General features: G+C 70.0%; 14 protein-coding genes. 2 read left to right on the top strand and 12 right to left on the bottom strand.

The window, feature by feature from the left end; all coding sequences use genetic code 11:
* From BIV25_RS31925 to BIV25_RS31915, 3 genes are all read right to left on the bottom strand, one after another.
* Window positions 1–1,716: type I polyketide synthase (locus BIV25_RS31925; protein WP_143076730.1), on the bottom strand; the 1,716-nt coding region annotated here is incomplete at its 3' end.
* Between the two features lie 523 nt (window positions 1,717–2,239).
* A complete protein-coding gene (locus BIV25_RS31920; RefSeq protein WP_071375965.1) occupies window positions 2,240–3,094 on the bottom strand; it encodes a dioxygenase in 855 nt (284 codons plus the stop codon).
* Window positions 3,095–3,356: 262 nt separating this feature from the next.
* Window positions 3,357–5,051, bottom strand: a complete 1,695-nt coding sequence (locus tag BIV25_RS31915) for an MDR family MFS transporter (protein ID WP_071375964.1) — start codon at window positions 5,049–5,051, stop codon at window positions 3,357–3,359.
* Between the two features lie 162 nt (window positions 5,052–5,213).
* On the opposite strand from BIV25_RS31915, the gene BIV25_RS31910 reads away from it, so the two are divergent.
* The gene (locus BIV25_RS31910) at window positions 5,214–5,810 is read left to right on the top strand and encodes a TetR/AcrR family transcriptional regulator (RefSeq protein ID WP_071375963.1); all 597 of its coding nucleotides are present in this window, start codon (window positions 5,214–5,216) and stop codon (window positions 5,808–5,810) included.
* Between the two features lie 4 nt (window positions 5,811–5,814).
* Here the strand turns inward: BIV25_RS31910 and BIV25_RS31905 are convergent, their stop codons facing one another.
* A complete protein-coding gene (locus tag BIV25_RS31905; protein ID WP_071375962.1) occupies window positions 5,815–8,571 on the bottom strand; it encodes a LuxR family transcriptional regulator in 2,757 nt (918 codons plus the stop codon).
* A gap of 814 nt (window positions 8,572–9,385) precedes the next feature.
* On the opposite strand from BIV25_RS31905, the gene BIV25_RS31900 reads away from it, so the two are divergent.
* Window positions 9,386–10,384, top strand: coding sequence for a helix-turn-helix domain-containing protein (locus BIV25_RS31900; protein WP_256256378.1), 999 nt, complete (start codon window positions 9,386–9,388; stop codon window positions 10,382–10,384).
* A gap of 137 nt (window positions 10,385–10,521) precedes the next feature.
* On the opposite strand, the gene BIV25_RS31895 is transcribed toward BIV25_RS31900, so the two are convergent.
* The 8 genes from BIV25_RS31895 to BIV25_RS31860 are packed head-to-tail and all read right to left on the bottom strand — an operon-like array spanning window position 10,522 to window position 17,765.
* Complete coding sequence (locus BIV25_RS31895; protein WP_071375961.1) at window positions 10,522–11,133, bottom strand: flavin reductase family protein; 612 nt, start codon at window positions 11,131–11,133, stop codon at window positions 10,522–10,524.
* A gap of 1 nt (window position 11,134) precedes the next feature.
* Window positions 11,135–12,292 carry a cytochrome P450 gene (locus tag BIV25_RS31890; protein WP_071375960.1) on the bottom strand — a complete coding sequence of 386 codons (1,158 nt, stop codon included), beginning with the start codon at window positions 12,290–12,292 and terminating at the stop codon, window positions 11,135–11,137.
* A 24-nt stretch (window positions 12,293–12,316) separates the two neighbouring features.
* Window positions 12,317–13,384 carry an arylcarboxylate reductase gene (locus BIV25_RS31885; protein WP_071375959.1) on the bottom strand — a complete coding sequence of 356 codons (1,068 nt, stop codon included), beginning with the start codon at window positions 13,382–13,384 and terminating at the stop codon, window positions 12,317–12,319.
* The gene (locus BIV25_RS31880) at window positions 13,381–14,334 is read right to left on the bottom strand and encodes a hypothetical protein (RefSeq protein ID WP_071375958.1); all 954 of its coding nucleotides are present in this window, start codon (window positions 14,332–14,334) and stop codon (window positions 13,381–13,383) included. The genes BIV25_RS31885 and BIV25_RS31880 overlap by 4 nt, the downstream gene beginning before the upstream one ends.
* 41 nt (window positions 14,335–14,375) lie before the next feature.
* Entirely contained in the window at window positions 14,376–15,713 is a 1,338-nt protein-coding gene (locus BIV25_RS31875) for a salicylate synthase (RefSeq protein WP_071375957.1), read from the bottom strand.
* On the bottom strand, window positions 15,710–16,948 hold the full coding sequence (locus tag BIV25_RS31870; protein ID WP_071375956.1) for an FAD-dependent monooxygenase: 1,239 nt from the start codon (window positions 16,946–16,948) through the stop codon (window positions 15,710–15,712). The genes BIV25_RS31875 and BIV25_RS31870 overlap by 4 nt, the downstream gene beginning before the upstream one ends.
* A 12-nt stretch (window positions 16,949–16,960) precedes the next feature.
* The gene (locus BIV25_RS31865; protein ID WP_071375955.1) at window positions 16,961–17,380 is read right to left on the bottom strand and encodes a hypothetical protein; all 420 of its coding nucleotides are present in this window, start codon (window positions 17,378–17,380) and stop codon (window positions 16,961–16,963) included.
* A gap of 25 nt (window positions 17,381–17,405) precedes the next feature.
* Window positions 17,406–17,765, bottom strand: coding sequence for a nuclear transport factor 2 family protein (locus BIV25_RS31860; protein ID WP_071375954.1), 360 nt, complete (start codon window positions 17,763–17,765; stop codon window positions 17,406–17,408).
* Window positions 17,766–17,769 lie beyond the last annotated feature (4 nt).

Below are 17,769 nucleotides of genomic sequence, written 5' to 3'. Positions count from 1 at the left end.
CACAATCGCCTCACCCACGCCAGGGCCGAACTGCTCACACACCGCGTCAAAAGCCCGCGCAAACACCGGGAACACCTCATACAACTCCCGCCCCATACCCCGACGCTGCGCACCCTGACCAGTGAAAACAAAAGCCAGACGACCCTCACGGACACTGCCCGCACCCGACAGCACCTCAAGACCCGAAAGCAACTCGTCACGGCCACCGGCAGCAACCACCGCCCGATGATCGAGCGCGGCCCGACTCGTCGCCAGGGACCACGCCACATCCGCCAAGTTCACCTCGGCATGCGCCAAGACCCACGACCGCAAACGCTCAACCTGCCCACGCAACCCGTCCTCGGTCCGCCCCGACACCACGAACGGAAGCACCCCAACGGATCCAACACGTTCAACAGGCTGTGCAGCCTCGGCTGCCGGAGCGGCATGCGGGGCCTCGCCAAGTACGACGTGGCAGTTGGTGCCGCCCATGCCGAACGAACTGACCCCGGCGATCAGCGGTCGGTCCGGGCGGCTCCACGTGCCGAACTCCCGCTGCACCCGCAGGTTGAGCCGGTCGAACGGGATTTCCGGGTTCGGGGTCTCGAAGTTCAGGCTGGCCGGGATCTGCCGGTGTTCGATGCAGAGGATCGTTTTGATCAGGCCCGCGATGCCGGCGGCGGCACCGAGGTGGCCCAGGTTGGTCTTCACCGAGCCGACGACGAGCGGCTGCTCCGCCGGGCGCCCGGCGCCGAGGGCCGTTCCCAGGGCGGTGGCCTCGACCGGGTCGCCCGCACGGGTGCCGGTGCCGTGCAGTTCCACGTATTGCAGGTCGCCGGCGTCCACGCCGGCGTGCGCGTACGCCCGGCGCAGTACGTCCTCCTGGGCCGGTGCGCTCGGGACGGTCGGATCGCTGCCTCCGCCGTGGTTGACCGCGCTGCCCCGGATGACGCAGTGCACCGTGTCGCCGTCGGCGAGCGCGTCGGCGAGCGTCTTCAGGACGACCACGCCGCCGCCCTCGCCGGGCACGTACCCGTTGGCACGGGCGTCGAAGGTGAAGCAGCGGCCGTCCGGCGACAGCGGACCCCATCGGTCGGCGATGACCGTGGACTCCGACGCCAGGTTGAGGCTGACGCCGCCGGCCATGGCGATGTCGCACTCCCCCGCGCGCAGGCTCTGGCAGGCGAGGTGCACGGCCACGAGGGAGGAGGACTGGGCGCTGTCGACGCTGATGCTGGGGCCGTGCGCGCCGAGGAAGTGGGAGAGCCTGTTGGCGAGGAAGGCCCGCTTGGTGCCGGCCATCGTGTGCCGGGTGGCGGCGTCGGTGCCGTTGCGGTGCACAAGGTGTGCGTAGTCGTCGGAGAAGCCGCCGGCGAACACTCCGAGTCCGGTGCCGCGCAGTGTCTCCGGCACGATCCCGGCGTGTTCGAGGGCCTCCCAGCCGAGTTCGAGCATGAGGCGCTGCTGCGGGTCGACGGCAGCGGCTTCCCGCGGCGACATGCCGAAGAAGGCCGGGTCGAAGGTGTCCACGTCGTCGAGGAAGCCGCCCCAAGCCGGTGTGCTCGCCGTTGCGGGCGGACGGCGCCCGTCCGGTGCCGGGCGGATCGCGTGCCGGCCGTCGCGCAGCAGGTGCCAGAACGGTTCCGGGCCCGGCGCCATGGGGAACCGGCAGGACAGGCCGATCACCGCGACCGGGCGGCCGGGGTCATCCGTGGGAATCGGCTCCTGCTCGGTCATCTGTGCTCCACCTTCCGAGGCGTGTCCGCCGGGGCGGACGCGGGCTTTCGAAGGGATTCGTCCTGCCAGATCACAGTGCTTGATCGGCACGGAGCCGGGACACCCCCTAAGCCCCCTAGCCGGTCGATGGTGAAGGCCGCCTTGTCGAAGCCCGAACCTGCACTCGTCTGGCTGCTGTTGTCGGCGACGACCGGGCCGGGCAGCGTGGTGCCGTGCACATGCTGGGCCCGGTCGCCGTGTGCCTAGGAGGTGCAGCCGGAATCGGCGTGGCCGGCGCATTCGTGGCGTCGATGCGCGGCCGGCCCCACGGCCTTGAGCCAGCCTGCCACGACCTTGGCCGGGCCTCCCACGGCCTTGGGCCGGCCTCCCTCGGCCAGTCCGGCATCACTCGCAGCAGCCGGTCGGCGGCGCCGTCCTGTTCGGCCGGCCGGGCCCGCGATGCGCGTCGGGCAAGTGGTCGGATCCAGGGTCCCGGAGAGCTGAAGGCCGTTTGCGTATGTTCAGGCGGTCCTGGTGCGGAGTGTCACGCGTCTGCGGCACTCTTGTCGAGCACGAAGTCGTGGGTGACCCGCAGCGTGCCGGTCGCGTCGGGCCTCGGGGCGAGGATCAGCTCGGGCTTGGTGGCCTGAGCGACGTCGCTGTTCAGCCACTGGCCGCCGGCGAAGTAGAGCTGGGTGGTGATGGTGCGGAAGCCGGACGCGTTGATGATCAGGTGCAGGTGCGCGGGTCGCCAGGCGTGCCAGTCCGCGGCGTTGATGAGGGCGCCCGTGGGGCCGTCGACGGGAATCTGGTAGGGCGCGGGGCGCACGGTGGTGATGGCGAACCGGCCCTCGTCGTCGGCGGTGACGACGCCGCGCAGATTGCCCTCCGGGATGCCCGGGGCGAAGCCGGAGTAGAAGCCGTCGTCGTCGGCCTGCCAGACGTCCAGTACCGCGCCGGGCACCGGACTGCCGGTCAGGTCGCGCACCTGGCCCTCGAAGACGAGCGGGGTGCCCTTCTCGTCGGGGCGCATCGGCAGCGTCGCCGTGGCGGGCAGCGTCTTCTGGCCGGGCAGGTAGTACGGGCCGAGGATGCTGCCCTTCGAGCCCTCGCGGCGAGCGTTGTGCATGTCCTCGACGACATACTCGACGAAGACGTCCAGGAACAGCGGCCACTCCCCGGCCTCGCCGAGGTCGATCAGCCACTGCTTGGCGGCCTGGTACTCGGAATAGGTCATGTTGTGGTCGCGCAGTGCCTGCCGCACCCGATCGAGCACGTCCCCGGCGAACGCACTGACCCGCTCTGCCGAGACGCCGGGCCGGCCGTCGGCCGTGCGCTCGCGGAAGGCCTTTGTCGCGGCGGTGCCGGCGGCGGAGGTCGTGGTTTGGGTACGAACCATGGAGGACTCCTTCGGGAAATCGCCGACTCGCGGACGGCGGTGAAGGGTCCGGTGGGCCGGCCGAATGTTCTTCGCGCCCGACGCTACTGCCGGCCGGTCGGCTCGTACGGATTCTTAGGGGGGTGCTAGGGGGCTTCGGGTAGCCCCTGCCCTGCGACAGGAACAGCCGGATGGGCCATCGAATCGATGACCCATCCGGCATCCGGGGGGTGTTGCGGCCTGTGCTGCGGTCTGTGTGGTGTCCGGTCTCGCCGTGCGGGGTCTATGCCGGGTCCGGGGCGTCGCCCTGGGCTCCGGCGCCGGCCTCCTGCTTGGCGCGGGCCTGGAGCCCGGACATCATCGACAGCGGAACCGACTTCAGCCAGAAGACCAGGATGAACGCGACCACCATGACGAACCCGCAGATCAGGAACGAGTAGTCGATGGCCTGCGAGAAGCCGAGCAGGAGCGGCTTGGCGATGCGCGGGTCGAGGTGGGCGAGGAACGACGTGTCATTCAGGGACAGTTGGCCCTTCCCGTTCACGAAGGCGTCGATCACCGCCTTGTTGGCCGGGTTCGCCTGCACCTGCCGGTCGTGCATCGCCGCGATGAACTCGGGTGTGGTGCGTGCATTCTGATAGGCCGTCACGGCCTTGCCCACCACGACGTTGAACGTGATGGACAGCAGCGTGGCGGAGCCGATCGTGCCGCCCATCTGCTGGGAGAACCGGGTGGTGCCGGTGGCCACGCCGATCTCCTGCGGAGGCACCACATTCTGTACGGCCAGCATCAGCGGTTGCAGACACATGCCGAAGCCCAGGCCCATCAGGATCATGATGAGGATGAGCACCGTCATCGAGGTGTCCGGCTTGACGGTGGCGAACAGGAACATGGCGACCATGGAAAGGCCGAAGCCGATCACGGTGACCGCCTTGTAGCGGCCGAGCTTCGCCATCGTGCGGCCGGCGCCGATCGAGCCGGCCATCGTGGCCAGCATCCACGGCACCAGCAGCAGGCCGGACTGGGTGGGGCTCTTGCCCAGGACGATCTGGAGGTAGAGCGGCGGCAGCAGGAAGCCGCCGAAGCTGCCGAAGCCGAGGACGAAGTTCAACACGTTGCTGACGCTGACCACCCCGTTCCGGAACAGCCGCATCGGGATCAGCGCGTTCATGCCCATCCGGATCTCGATCAGCACGAAGGCGATCAGGCCGACGACCGCGAGGGCGAACAGCGAAAGCGAACGGGCCGAGGTCCAGCCCCAGCCGCTGCCCTGTTCGGCGACGACCAGGATGGGCACCACGCCGATGATCAGGGTGAGGACGCCCCAGATGTCGATCTTGCGCTCCACGCGCTGGTGCGGGACGTTCAGCGCCTTCACGACGATGGCGAGGGCGGCCAGGCCCAGCGGGATGTTGACGAGGAAGATCCAGCGCCAGCCTGCCACGCCGAGGAACGAGTGCAGTCCGGCGAACGCGCCGCCGATCGGCGGGCCGATCACGCTGGCCACACCGAACACACTGAAGATGTATCCGGTGTATTTGCCGCGCTCGCGGGGCGACACGATGTCGCTGAGGATGACCATCGGCAGCGACATGACACCGCCGGCGCCGATGCCCTGCAGGGCGCGGAAGGCGGACAGTTCCCACAACGACTGCGCCGCGGTGGAGGCCAGCGAGCCGACCAGGAAGATCACGATGGCGGCGACGTAGAGGGGCTTGCGCCCGTACATGTCGGACAGTTTGCCGTACAGCGCCATCGAGATCGTCGACGTGACCAGGAACGACGTGGTCACCCAGGCCTGCTCGGCCTGGCCGTGCAGTTGGTCGGCGATGGTGCGCAGGGCCGTGACGACGACCGTCTGATCGAGCGCACCGAGCAACAGGCCCACGATCATGGCGCACAGCAGAAGCACGAATGCCCGCGGGGTCATCCCGGTCGGGCCGATGGTCTGTGCCTCCGTGGAGGCGGTCTGCGACATTTGCTCTCCTTTTGCTTGCCCGCCCTGCGGGGCACCGCGCAACCGGGCCTGGGTCATGCGGACGAGACCGGCAGGTGAGGAAACAGGCCGAAGATGTAAAGTGGGGACTGTCCCCGGAGAACGGTATCGGGGACAGTCCCCGTTTGCAACGCCGGAGGTGCCATGCCACGCAGGAGCGCAGCGAGCGAGGGGCAGGAACGCTCTGCGCGGCGGGTCGACGCCCGCCGCAACCGGGAGAAACTCCTGGCCGCCGCGGACGAGGTGCTGACCGCCCACGGGCCCTACGCACCGCTGGACGAGATCGCGAAGCGGGCGGGGGTCGGCAACGCCACGCTGTACCGCCACTTCCCCACCCGGCAGGCGCTGTTGGAGGCGATCTACTGGACCGAAGTGGAGGCCCTTCAGGCGGCCGGCAAGGAGCTGGAGGAGGCGAGCGACCCCGCCGAGGCCCTGGTCTCGTGGCTGCGCGCGTTCATCCGCCACGCCACCGCCAAGCGCGGCCTGGCGAGCGCCCTGGTGGCCGTGGTCGATGACGACGACTCTCCCCTGCTGGCCGCCTGCCACGACGCGATCCGCTCGGCAGGCCGGCCGCTGTTCGAGCGGGCGCAGCGGGCCGGCGCCATCCGGCCCGACATCACCCTCGACGAGCTGCTCATCCTGGTCACCGGCATCACGCTGGCCTTCAAGCGCGGCGACATCCTCGACAGCAGCACCCGGATGCTCACCTTCCTGATGGAAGGCGTACGCCAGGAGAAGTGACGGCTCACATCTCGACGGGGCCCGGGAAGGCCAGCTCGGGTCCCAGCCGGGACTGCAGGTGCTGGCGGGAGACGATGCCCAGCTTGCGGTAGATCCGGGTCAGGTGCTGCTCCACCGTGCTGGCGGTGACGTAGAGCTTGCCGGCGATCTCACGGTTGGTGTGCCCCTTCGCCGCGAGCTCGGCGACCCGCCGCTCCGCGTCGCTGAGCATGTCGGCCGCGGTGTCCTGCATGGCGTTCGGCACGGCCTCCGACGTCACGGCCCGTTCGGCATGGCAGGACTGCGCGATGCTGTTGGCCTTGCGCGCAACCGACCGGGCGCGGCCGGTCTGGCCCAGCTGGGTGTAGACATGGTGCAGGGCGGTCAACGCGCTCACCAGCTCGAACCTGTCACCACTGCGGTGCAGGACGTCCACCGCCTCACGCAGCACCGGCGGCCGGAGGCGCAGCTCGCGCGTCGCAGCCAGCACCCCGAGCGTACGTCCTCGCGCCCGCAGGTGGCCGGGCCGCATCCGGCGCAGCTGATCCTGCGCGTAGCGCGCGGCGGCGTCGCGGTCACCGAGCTGCAGGTAGGCCGCGGCGAGCTCGGCGCGCCACGGCAGTATCCCGGCCAGCTCCAGACCCCACTGCTCCAGCAGGTCGCCGACGGCCCGGAAGTCGTCCACGGCGGCCTCCGGTAACCCGCACTCGATGTAGTAGCGGCCTCGCGCGAGCAGGTAGAACAGGCCGGACGGCGTCTCGAACATCACGTCGGGCACGCGCAGGGTGAGCGTACGAGCGGCCTCGTCGTGCTTGCCCAGCAGCGTCTGTGCCGTCAGCAAGGTGCTCACCGGGAAGCCCGCGAGCACCCCCCACTCGGCGACGGGGACGAGCTCCAGCGCGGTGAACGCGTGCGTCTCCGCGGCGTCGAGGGAACCCCGGTGCAGGGCTATCTCGGCGGCCACGCCGCAGAACCACGCGTGCCGGGTGGGCGCCTGCTCGGTGAGGCAGGACTGCATCAGCGCCTGGCAGCGCTGCTCGGCCTCGTCCAGCCGGCCGGCGTGGAGCAGCGTATGAAGCGCGAGGACCAGCGGGAGCAGGCTCACGTCGTTCAGCGGCTGGTACCGGAGCACCTGGTCGGCGTGGACCAGGCTCTCTTTGGTGGGCCACTCGCCGAGGGTGTTCTTGAAGTGGTCGAGCATACGGTGCCCGATGCTGACGGCGGGCGTGGCCGACGAGCCGGTCTCCACGGCCTCGGTGTCCGCGCCCCGGAAGATGCCCGGGTACATGACGGTCAGCCAGATCCGGAGCATCTCGAACTCCCCGGTGGACCGGGAGCCGGGCAGCGACGTGGCGGCGACCCGCGAGAGCGCGGCGCCCGCGTCCGCCACCCGGCCCTGGATCGCCAAGAACATGATCGTCATCACCGCGTCCCCGCCCCCCAGGCGGCCGTTGAGCACCGCCTCGGTCAGCTCGGGGAGATGACTGGCCGAGCAGGCCGGGTTGACCCGCCACTCCGCCCGCAGCAACGAGGCCAGGATCCTGACCCGCCGCCGCTCGTCGCCGTCCACCTGGTAGGCCAGCCGCAGCAGTTCGATCGCCCGCCTCACGCGGCGCTCGGCCAGCGCCTGTTCGGCCCCCTCGACCAGGATCGGCACCGCCCGGGCATCGTCGAGGCGGCCGGAGGCCAGCAGGTGCCGCGCGATGCTGAGCGTGTCCGCGCCGTTCGCCTTCAGAAGCTCGACGGCACGCCAGTGCAGTTCGGCCCGTTCGGCAGCGGACAGGGCGTTCAGCACGGTGGTGGCGAACGCCCGGTGCCGCATCCGGCCGGCGTTCACCAGGCCGATCCGGGCGAGCACATCCGTGGCCGCGGCGACCCGGTCCGGCGCGACGCCCGTGAGCCGGACCAGCGCGGGCCGCGAGGAATCGTCGATCACCGCGATGCCGGCCGCGACCCGCACCGTCACCGGGTCGCACCGGTGCAGCACGATCAGCACCGCCCGTTCGACCTCGTCCCCGGCGACCGGGATGACGGCGGGGGCGTCGCGGCTGTCCCGGCGGGCCGCCCGGGTGTCCCCCGCGAAGGCACGGACCAGCAGCGGGTTGCCGCCGGTGAACGCGTGCACGTTGGCCGCCAGGGCCACCGCCGCGGTCTCGTCCAGACGCTCGGCCAGCAACTCGGTGACCCCGGCAGGGGACAGCGCGGTCAGCTCCAGGCGCCGGCAGTGGGCCTGTGGGTAGAGGTCGGTGTAGAGCAGCCGATGGTTGGCCGGGGTCGTCTCGATGTCGTCACGCCAGCCGAGGACGATCAGGAGCCGGGCCGCCCCGGCCCGGCGGGTGAGGTAGACGAGCCACTGCTGGGAGAACGCGTCCAGGTGCTGCGCGTCGTCGATGGCGATCACCACGGGGCGCTGCTCGGCCAGTTGCAGGACGGGTGCCGCCAGCCCGTCGAGCACCCGGGAGCGGCTCACTCCGTCCGTCGCCGCGTCGGCGAGCATCCGGTGGTCGAGGAGTTGGCCGACGGCGGCCGCCGTACCGCCGTCGAAGGTCTCGCCGGCGAGCAACTGGCGCACAATGCCCAGGGAGAGAGCCCTTTCGGTCGGCGCCCCGCTGGCTCGCAGCAGCCGTGCTCCGACGGCGCGGACCCGGCAGGCGAAATTGTCGATCAGGGCCGTCTTCCCGTTCGCCGCGGCGCCATGGACCACGACGACGCGCACTCCCACAGAAATCGATTCGTCAAATGCAGCATTTAATTCAGCAAATTCTGCTTCACGCTCGATCATGAGAACTGACCTCACCTTCTTCGGACGCGATCAGATACCCGGGCATGGAATGCAGCTCTTCGAGACGCTGGTTCTCTCGGTTCCTGAAGTCGAAGGCGTTCCGGGCTTCGAGCTTGATGAGGTGATGGTTACCGGGCCGCGTCGCGCGGGTCACTCGGAAACGTACGGGACGCTCTGCGGTGACCACATCCGTCACCGAACCCGCCCTCACGCGGCGCCGCCAAGGAGTCGAGCCGCCGTTTCGCCGAGGAAGGGACCACGGTTGACCGTGACCGAGGAACCTGCTTCATCAGACAGTCCTTGTGGTGGTGGCCGGTCGGACCTGGTACGTATCGGGCCGGAGCGGAACCCGGGCCGCTTGTATCCGTCGCAGCGTAGGCAGGCCGGCGCGGTACACGCTTGAACCACAGCGTCATCCGTGTGGAATATAAGCGCCACCAGAAAGCGCCGGAGAAATAAATGTAGGTGAATGACCAAAGTACCACCCGGCGCAGGTCAGGGACCTGGCACGGATGACTACACTGCGGCGACGCCAGCGGCACCCCCGGGTGAAACCGGCCGCAGGCTCCGCACCGTCACCGTCCGTAGAAGCAGATACGTTCATGCCACCGTCCCCCGAATCCACGAACGACGGGTCGCCTGCCATTGACGAAGACGCGATGTGCGACGGGAGTACTTCATGGGTGCCGATCACAGGGCAAGGGCGGTCGAGTGGTGCCGAAGCCGTCGATTACCCGATCCAGGGCAGTGCTGCCTCGGCCGAAGCGGATCCTGTCACTACGACACCGGTGACACCCTCGGCACACCGGGAGCCGTGGAAGCCGGCGGCACGGTGCTGAACGGTGCCGCGGGGGTGCCGGACGGCTCGCGTGGGGCGTTCTCCCTGGACTCCACCGTCCCCGGCGCGGTACCGCGAGGTTACGACGCCTTCCGTGACGCGTGGGAGACGCAGGTCGGCGCTGCCTTCCCGCTGCCGAACTTCACTCCGGACACGACCGCCGACCTCCGGGCCAGGACCCGCGTCGCCAGACTGTGTGACGTGGCGATCACCGATATCCACATCGCGTCCACCCTCCGGACCGCGGCCCCTGCGGGAGGGTGCGACGAACAGGTGTGGCTGCATGTGGTGCGGCGCGGCGCATGGATGCTGGGTGGGCCCGAGCGCAGCGAACAGACCGTACCGGCCGGGCAGTTCCTCCTCCGGCACGTCGGCCGGCCGTTTCACTTCGAGGCGGTGCCGCACACCACTGCGGAGCTCCTCGTCCTTCCCCCCGAGCCGCTCGCGCCGCTGCTCGGGAACCGGAGCATCGCCGGACCGGCGGACACCGCTGAAGTACGCCTCCTGACGGCCCATGCGAACATGGTCCACGCCACCATCGCCGACCTCGATCCGGCCGGCGTCCACGCTGCCCACAGCACCCTGATCGAACTGGCCAAAGCGGTGGCCTGGCGGCGTTTCGACGATGCGGAGCCCCTGCTGGTCCCGGCACTCGCCCAGGCGGCGAAAGAACTCTCCGACCGCCATCTCGCCGACCCCGAGCTCACCCCCAGGATGCTGGCGCGCGAACTCAAGGTCTCCGTCCGCACCCTCCAGCGGGCCTTCGCCACATCGGGAGAGTCACCGACCGCCTACATCCGCCGCCGGCGGCTGGAAGAGGCCAGGCGCGCTCTCACCGCGCAGTCCGGCCGGCTGAGCGTCTCGGAACTCGCCGCCCACTGGCAGTTCGCGGACACCAGCCACTTCACCCGGGCCTTCAAGAAGCACTACGGCCAGACACCCACCGAGTACGCGCACGCGCACAGGCCGGCCTGAACTTCCTGCGACTGTTCGGCCAACTGCGCAGCGCGCATGCCCCGTTCAGCAGTGTGACGCCGTCACGGCGCTTCGGACGGCGGCACCGGCCCGGAACGCCGCGACCGCCAGGGCGCACCCGGCATGACGACAGCCACTCAGTCGAATTCCCGCACGGGGCGCCGCCTGGTCACCGCCTCCCGTACGGTGGCGTAGCCGAGATAGCCGAGCCGGCCCACCGGGCCGAAGCGCTCCGCCCGTACGATGCCGTCCTCGATCATCGCGTCGTCGATGTGTACGTGCACGACGTGGCCGATGACGACGCTGTTCCGGTTCGGTCTGCCGTCCACGCCGGGCAGTTCGATGGTGCGCAGGTAGCGGCATTCGAGGCTTGCCCTGGCCGCCGCCACGGACGGCGGGGCCACCTTCTTGGACGGCCGCATCGCGACCCCCACCGTCTCCGGCTCGCTGACATGGTGCGGAAACGGCTCGGAGCAGGCCACCGCCAGATCGACGAGGTCCTCGGTGACCAGGTTGCAGACGAATTCCCCGGTCTCCTCCGCGTTCATCTGGCTGTCCTTGCGGCCGGCCGAGGAGAACATCACGTACGCCGGGTGCTCCGCGATCAGGTTGAAGTAGCTGTACGGGGCGAGGTTCACCACCCCGAACTGGTCCTGGGTGGACATCCAGCCGATCGGCCGGGGCACGATCAGCGCCTTCAGGGGGTCGTGCGGCAGCCCGTGGTCGCGCAGGTCGGGGTCGTAGTCCACGTCACCACGCCACGGGAATGTGCCGGTAGCCGCGAACCGCCGTACCGGACGTGATCGTCAGCTCGCCCGGATCGACGGCCAGTCGCAGTGCCGGAACCATCTCCACCAGTTTGGCGAACACGGTCTGCACCTGTACCCGGGCGAGGTGTGCGCCGAGGCAGTGGTGGATGCCGTGGCCGAAGGCCAGGTGCTGGTTCGCGCCCCGGTTCAGGTCGAACGCGTGCGGGCAGGCGAACTTGGCCTCGTCCAGGTTCGCCTGCGCCGTGTCCACCCAGATGATGGTGTCCGACGGGATGGTGTGACCGCCCAGCTCGACCGCGCGGGTGGTGTAGCGCGGCACACCGGGCAGCCCGTCACCGGCGACCGGCTCGATCCGCAGCAGTTCCTCGACCGTGGCCGGGATCAGGCCGGGGTCGGCCACCGTCCGTTCCCAGTGCTCGGGGCGGCTGAGCAGCCAGACCACACCGACGCCTATCTGGTTGACCGTGGTCTCCAGACCGGCCAGCAGGATCACCTGGGCCAGCCCCTGCAACTCCGACGTGGTCAGCGCGTCGTCCGTGTCGCGCTTGTGGATGAGCTCGCTGAGCAGGCTGTCCTCCGGCTCCCGCTGGCGCAGCGCGATCAGCTCCGTGAAATATTCCTCCATGGCGTTCTTCGCGGCACGTACGGTGTCGAGGTCGGCGGTGTCCGCGGTCTGGACGAGCGTGTCGGACCAGCCGCGGAACGCCGGGACGTCGCTCTCCGGCACGCCGAGCAGCCGGCAGATGATCGTGCTGGGGAGCGGCAACGCCAGCGCTGGGTAGAGGTCGGCGCCCGGGCCCGCGTCCAGCATCTTCTGGATCAGCTCGGTGGCCAGCTTCTCCATGCCCGGGCGCATCGACTCGACCCGGCGCGCGGTGAAGGCGTTCGAGACCAGCCGCCGGATCCGGGTGTGGATCGGCGGGTCGGACGCCAGGGTCTGCGTCGGGGTGCCGTCCGGCTCCGTCCGGGGCACCTGGCCCACGGCCAGGAACTTCGACCGGAACACCGCGTTGGCGAAGGTGTCGGAGTCACCGAAGACCCGCAGTGCGAGGTCGTAGCCGGTGATCACCCAGGTCTTGCCCATGGGTGAGTCGACGGCCCGGATGCCCGGGCCGCCGGTCTGGGCGGTGCCCTCCATGTCGGAATACCTCTCTCGTCGGTTTCAGTAGATGCCCTCGGGGGTCGCACGCAACCGGTGCAGCGGCTGCACGTTCGCGACGCCGTCGGTCGGCCATGACCCCTGTGTGTCGAAGCGGACGGCCTGGTCCCGCTCGAGGATGTTGGGCAGGAAGAGGTCTTCGTGCAGCGCGGTCATCCGCACCTGGCCGACCTCGCCGTACGGCACCACGCGGCGCCAGTCGCGGATGTCCACCACGTCGTGGTTGACCTGCGGGTAGTTCGGGACGCACGGCATCAGGTCGCCGTCGTCGCGGGCGGGCAGGCCGCCGCTGTTGCCCAGCGTGTTGCCGTACTGGTACTGCACGAGACCGCCGTCGAGCGCGGCGACGAACCCGCGGTACATGTCCGGGGTGATGTGTGTGCCGGTCAGTGTCACCCCGTCGAGTTCGGCGACCAGGTCGGGCCGCTTGCCGATCAGGAACTGCAACAGCGCCGCTGTGGTGGACAGGTAGTCGACGTGGAAGGTGCCGAGCACGTCGGCGATCTGCTCGATGAGGTGGTCGGTGTACTCGGCGGCGTCGCCCGCTCGGCCTGCCCGGGTCATCCGCTTCACCCAGCGCGGGTCCATGTCGATGGTGTAGACGACCGAGGCGAAGTGGTCCGCGAGCTCGTAGGCGCTGTGGCCGAACAGGTGCGGCCCGCTCGGGCCGGCGTGCAACCAGGCCCGGTCGGCGGCGAAGCCACCGCTCTCCCACAACCGGCGGCGGTAGGCGGCTCGGTGGTCGAGCATGTTCTTGGTGTGGAAGACCCGGCAGGGCGAGCCGGTGGTTCCGCCGGTCTCCCAGATCTTGCCGCGCAGCGGCCGGGGCACCGACTGCGGCACCATCTGCGCGGGGTCCTGGCTGCGCAGTACCTCCAGCGGGAACGGCCCGAAGGCGACCAACCCGTCGTACCCGGTGATCTCCAGCGGGTCGAAGGACAGCTCGGGCAGCCGGCTGAGCCAGTAGGGGCTGCCGCTCTGCGGGTCGAAGTGCCGGCGCAGCACATAGCGGGTCCACTCGTCGCGGTCCCGTGCCAGCCAGTCGTCCACGGCCTTGCCGTAATCGATCACCGGAAGTCCACTCCCAGCTCGAACATCGTCGACATCGCCTCCTCCAGGTCGTCGGGGGTCTGCACCTGGACCACCGGGAACGGGTACCGGTTCATCTCCGGTGCCGTGCCGGAGGCGAGGGTGATCCCCAACCGCGCGCCGAACTTGGTCAGTTCGGAGTGCAGGAAGGTGACGCTGACGTAACTGGTGTAGTTCTCGACGAAGTCGGCGCGCACCCCGGCCGCGTCCACTCGGCCCGGCACCCGCCCGGAGAAGAGCGGCAGCTGCGGATCGCGGAAGTCCACCGTGGCGAGATACGGCGCCATGACGTCCTTGATGTACTGGTTCAGGGGGCAGTGCAGCGCGCCCCAGCCCGGATAGACCTGTACGGTCCCGGGCCGGTCCGGGGTCTTCTCGAGCTCCTCTGCCAGCGCCGCCAGATCCTCGCGGTAGCCGGAGATCATCAGGATGCGGGAACCGTCGGCGAGCGTGCCGAAGTTGTTGGCGCCGACGTGAATGTCCGGGTGGTGGTCGCCGACGTAGAACTGCTCGTCCTCGCCGGCCGGCAGCATCAGGCCGCCGAAGGCGAGTTCACGGCCGTCCGGCGGGGTGTCGGGCACGTTCTTGTCGCTGTAGAGGAGGATCTCGCAGAGCTCCTGCCGGCTGATCGAGCCGGTGAGCGCGGCGCCGATCATCTCGCCGAGGCTCACTCCGCCGATCGCCCGCGGCCGTACGCCCATCCGGAAGAGCACGTCCGCGACGCCGAAGGAGAGCGCGATCTGACGGAACTGGGCCTCCGACCGCCTCTCGGGACGGGTGGTGAAGTCCTCCTCCAGCAGCGCGGGGAAGCTCGTCCCGGTCCACTCCCCGACCTCGGCGCAGGCCTGCCGCACCTCGGGATACCTCTCGTACAGCTCGATGCCGGCCGGCGCGAACGAGAATCCGCCGGACAGGACTAGACAGAGCGTCATCGATCTCCTCGGTTCCAGTGGTGAAATCGCCGGCGAACCGCTCAGCCCTGGCTGCGCACCAGGTAGGGCGCGACGCTGGAGAGCTTCTCGCAGGTCTCCTCGAACTCCCGGTCGGGCATCGAGTCGGTGACGATGCCGGCGCCGGCCCGCAGCCAGGCGCGCCCCTCCTGGCCGTACATGGCCCGCAACACGAGGGCGGCGTCGAGGGCGCCGTCATGGGTGAAGGTCAGCACCGCGCCGGAGTAGAGGCCGCGGCGCGTCTCGTCCAGCCGCACGATGGCGTCCAGCGACTCGCGTTTGGGGACGCCCGAGGCCGTCACCGCAGGGAAGACCGCCTCCAGCGCGTCCCACGGCGTGTGCGTCGCGCCGAGTGTGCCGCTCACCAGCGAGGCGAGGTGCTGCACGCTGCCGCGCTCCTTGATGTCCATGAAGTCCCGCACGGCGACGGTCCCGGGGCGGCAGACCCGGCGCAGCTCTTCCTGGGACGTCCGGACCGACACCGCGTGCTCGTAGATCTCCTTCGGATCCGACTCCAGGACCCGGCGGGCCTCGGCGTCGTTGCCGGCACCCCGGCCGAAGGCGCGGGTGCCGGCCAGCGGCTGCGTCATCACCTGCCCGGTCTCGTCGACGGTGAGCACCACCTCGGGGCTGAAGCCGGCCGACTCCCACGAACCGAGCCGCAGCAGGAAGGAGCGTGCCGGGTTGTTGCTCTCGCGGCCCAGCTCGTAGGTGGCGGCGAAGTCCAGCTCGAACGGGACGTCTACCGTGCGGGAGAGGATCACTTTCTGGTACTGGCCCAGACGGATCTCCTTGACCGCCTGGGCGACCCGCTCGCGGTAGCCGCCCTCGTCGGTCCGGATGTCGACCGCGCTGACGACGGGCCGGGGCGGCTCCGCCACGTCCTCCAGGATCTCGCGTATGCGCTCGTTGTCGGCGGCGTCCCAGGCGCGGCTGACGACGCCGCGCTCGTCGATCAGCACCTCGACCCGGGGTACGATCATCCGGGCCAGCTCGCCCTCGACCGGGACGGCTCCACGCGTCGCCAGGGCCGGGAGCAGGGCCGCGAACTCGAACATGAGGTAGCCGTACGCCGTCCAGTTCGCGACCGGCGCGGAAGCCTCCAGCGCGGCCCCCAGTGCGGCGCTCGACGAGCCCGTCCACGGCGTCGCGGACTCGCCCGCCCCGGTGACCGTCCGCACGTTCTCGGCGTCCAGCGTGACCGTGGTCAGCGCGCCGCCTGCGAACGCCCAGACGCCGTTGCGCTCGTAGACCACGTAGTCCTCGAACAGCCCGGCCCGTGCCAGTCGCATGACCGCCGAGAGCAGGGAGCGCGAGCCCAGCTTCTCGGTTCCGTAGGAGATTTCCGCGTAGGACCTCATGACACTCCTCGTACTCCTTCGTGAGGCCGGGCCGCGCCGGCCGGCGTGCCGCCCGTCCGCGCGTCGTATTCGTGGATCCAGCCGAACGTGTCGGGGAACCGCTTGAGCTCCTCGTTCCGGCTTCGTGCGGCGGGGCCGACGGGCAGGTGCAGCAGATCCGAAGCGAGCAGGGAACTTCGCTGGACGAGCCGGGTGCGGGCGCGGCGCAGCCGGTGGTAGCGGGCGAACGCTTCCCGGTAGGAGTCGCGGGTGGCTCCGGCGAGGCAGCCCGCCAGCACGACGGCGTCCTCGATGGTCTGGTTGGCGCCCTGGCCGTGGTGCGGCAGCATGGCGTGCACGGCATCGCCGATGAGCACCGCGCGGTCCCGGCTCCAGCAGCGCACCGGCGGCTGGCTCAGCAGGCCCCACCGCACGCTCTGCGGCACCGCGCCGAGCATTTCCACCACGGCCGGGTGCCAGCTTGCGAAGGAGCCCGCCAGTTGGCCCGGCTCGGCCGCCACCGGGCCGGAGCCGTCGGGCCAGCCGGCCGGCCCGTCCAGGACGGCGAGGAAGTTCACCAGGTCGCCGCCGACCGGGTAGTGCAGCACATGCGCGGCAGGTCCGACCCAGAACTGCAGGGCCTGCGGGTCCGGCATCGCCGGCATGCGGCCGATCGGGACCAGACCGCGAAAGCCGCTGGTTCCCGTGTAGAGCGGGGGCTGCTCGGCCGTCACCCAGGACCGTACGGTCGAGTGCACGCCGTCGGCACCTACCACGATGTCGGCCTCGAACTCCGTGCCGGCGGCCGTCTCGACCACCAGGGCGCCGCCGCGGCCGCCCGTGCGCAGTCCGGTGACGCGCTCGCCGAGGCGCAGCGCGGTGTCGCCTGTCGCGCCGGCCAGGGTGCGTTGCAGGTCGATGCGTTGGACGCAGTAGTACGGCGCTCCGAAACGCTCGTGGTAGGCGCCGTCGAGGCCGATGGGGTGCGCGACGAGCCGGGTGCCGTCGAACCCGTCACGGAAGACCAGTTCGCTCGGCACCACCGCGGCCTCGGCCAGCGCGGGGCCGAGACCGAGGCTCTGCAGCAGCCGGGTGGCATTGCCGGAGAGCGCCACTCCGGCGCCGATCTCCCGCAGCTCGGCCGCCTGTTCGAAGACGGTGGCCGTGATCCCGTGCCCGTGCAACGCGATGGCCAGGGTGAGGCCGCCGAGACCGCCTCCGACCACCGCGACGCGCAGTTCGCGGTGTGCCTCCATGACGGTCCCTCCTCACATGGGGGTGGCGAACATGATGAGCTTGACCTCGGCGCCGCCCTCGCCGGGCGCGAACGGGCGCCAGCCCATGAAGCCCGTCTTGCCGAGGAACCGGCCGCCGGTGCCGACGCCCGGGTAGTAGACCCACTGGCCGGAGAAGAGCGAACCCCAGTCGATCCAGCCCTGGATGCGCACCGAGCCGGAGCCGTCCTCCAGCACGATGTCGTTGGTCAGATAGGCCATCAGCTGGTCGTCGGACTCCCGGCGCATCATGATGCGGAAGCCGCCGGTCGTCGTGGCGATCTTCTTGCCGTCCTTGTCGAACAACTCGTGGGTGTACGAGCCGCTCTGCCCCACCTGCGGGTCGTCGTAGTCCTCGATGGTGTTCTCGACGTGGACGGCCGTCTCGGTCAGTTCCTCGAAGCTGTCGATCATCGTGCTGCTCCTTCGCTGGGTCGGGTCAGGCCTTGCGGTAGACGTCCTTGACGACGATCCGGTCGTCGCGCAGGACGAAGAGGTCGATACCGCGGGCGTGGACCTTGCCGTCACCCGACTGCAGCGTCCACCGCACGAGGTACTCACCGTCGCCGAACGGGACCGGGTCCTCGAAGCGGCCGTCGATGTCCTGCGCCAGCAGCTGTTCGTGCAGGCCGTTGAGCTTGACGATCAGGTCACCGATCTCGTTCTTGCGGTAGGTGGTGCCGGGCTCCGAGCCGTCCGGGGTGATCCACACGCCGTCGTCGGCGAAGCAGTCCACCGCGGCCTCGATGTCGCCCGCCTGACTGGTGCGCAGGAAACGCGCGATGGCGTCCTCGGTCATCGTG

The organism is Streptomyces sp. MUSC 14 (assembly GCF_001866675.1).
Classification (GTDB): Bacteria; Actinomycetota; Actinomycetes; order Streptomycetales; family Streptomycetaceae; genus Streptomyces.
The sequence above is the reverse complement of the archived record's forward strand: the minus strand, read 5'-3'. Positions and strand labels throughout refer to the sequence as shown.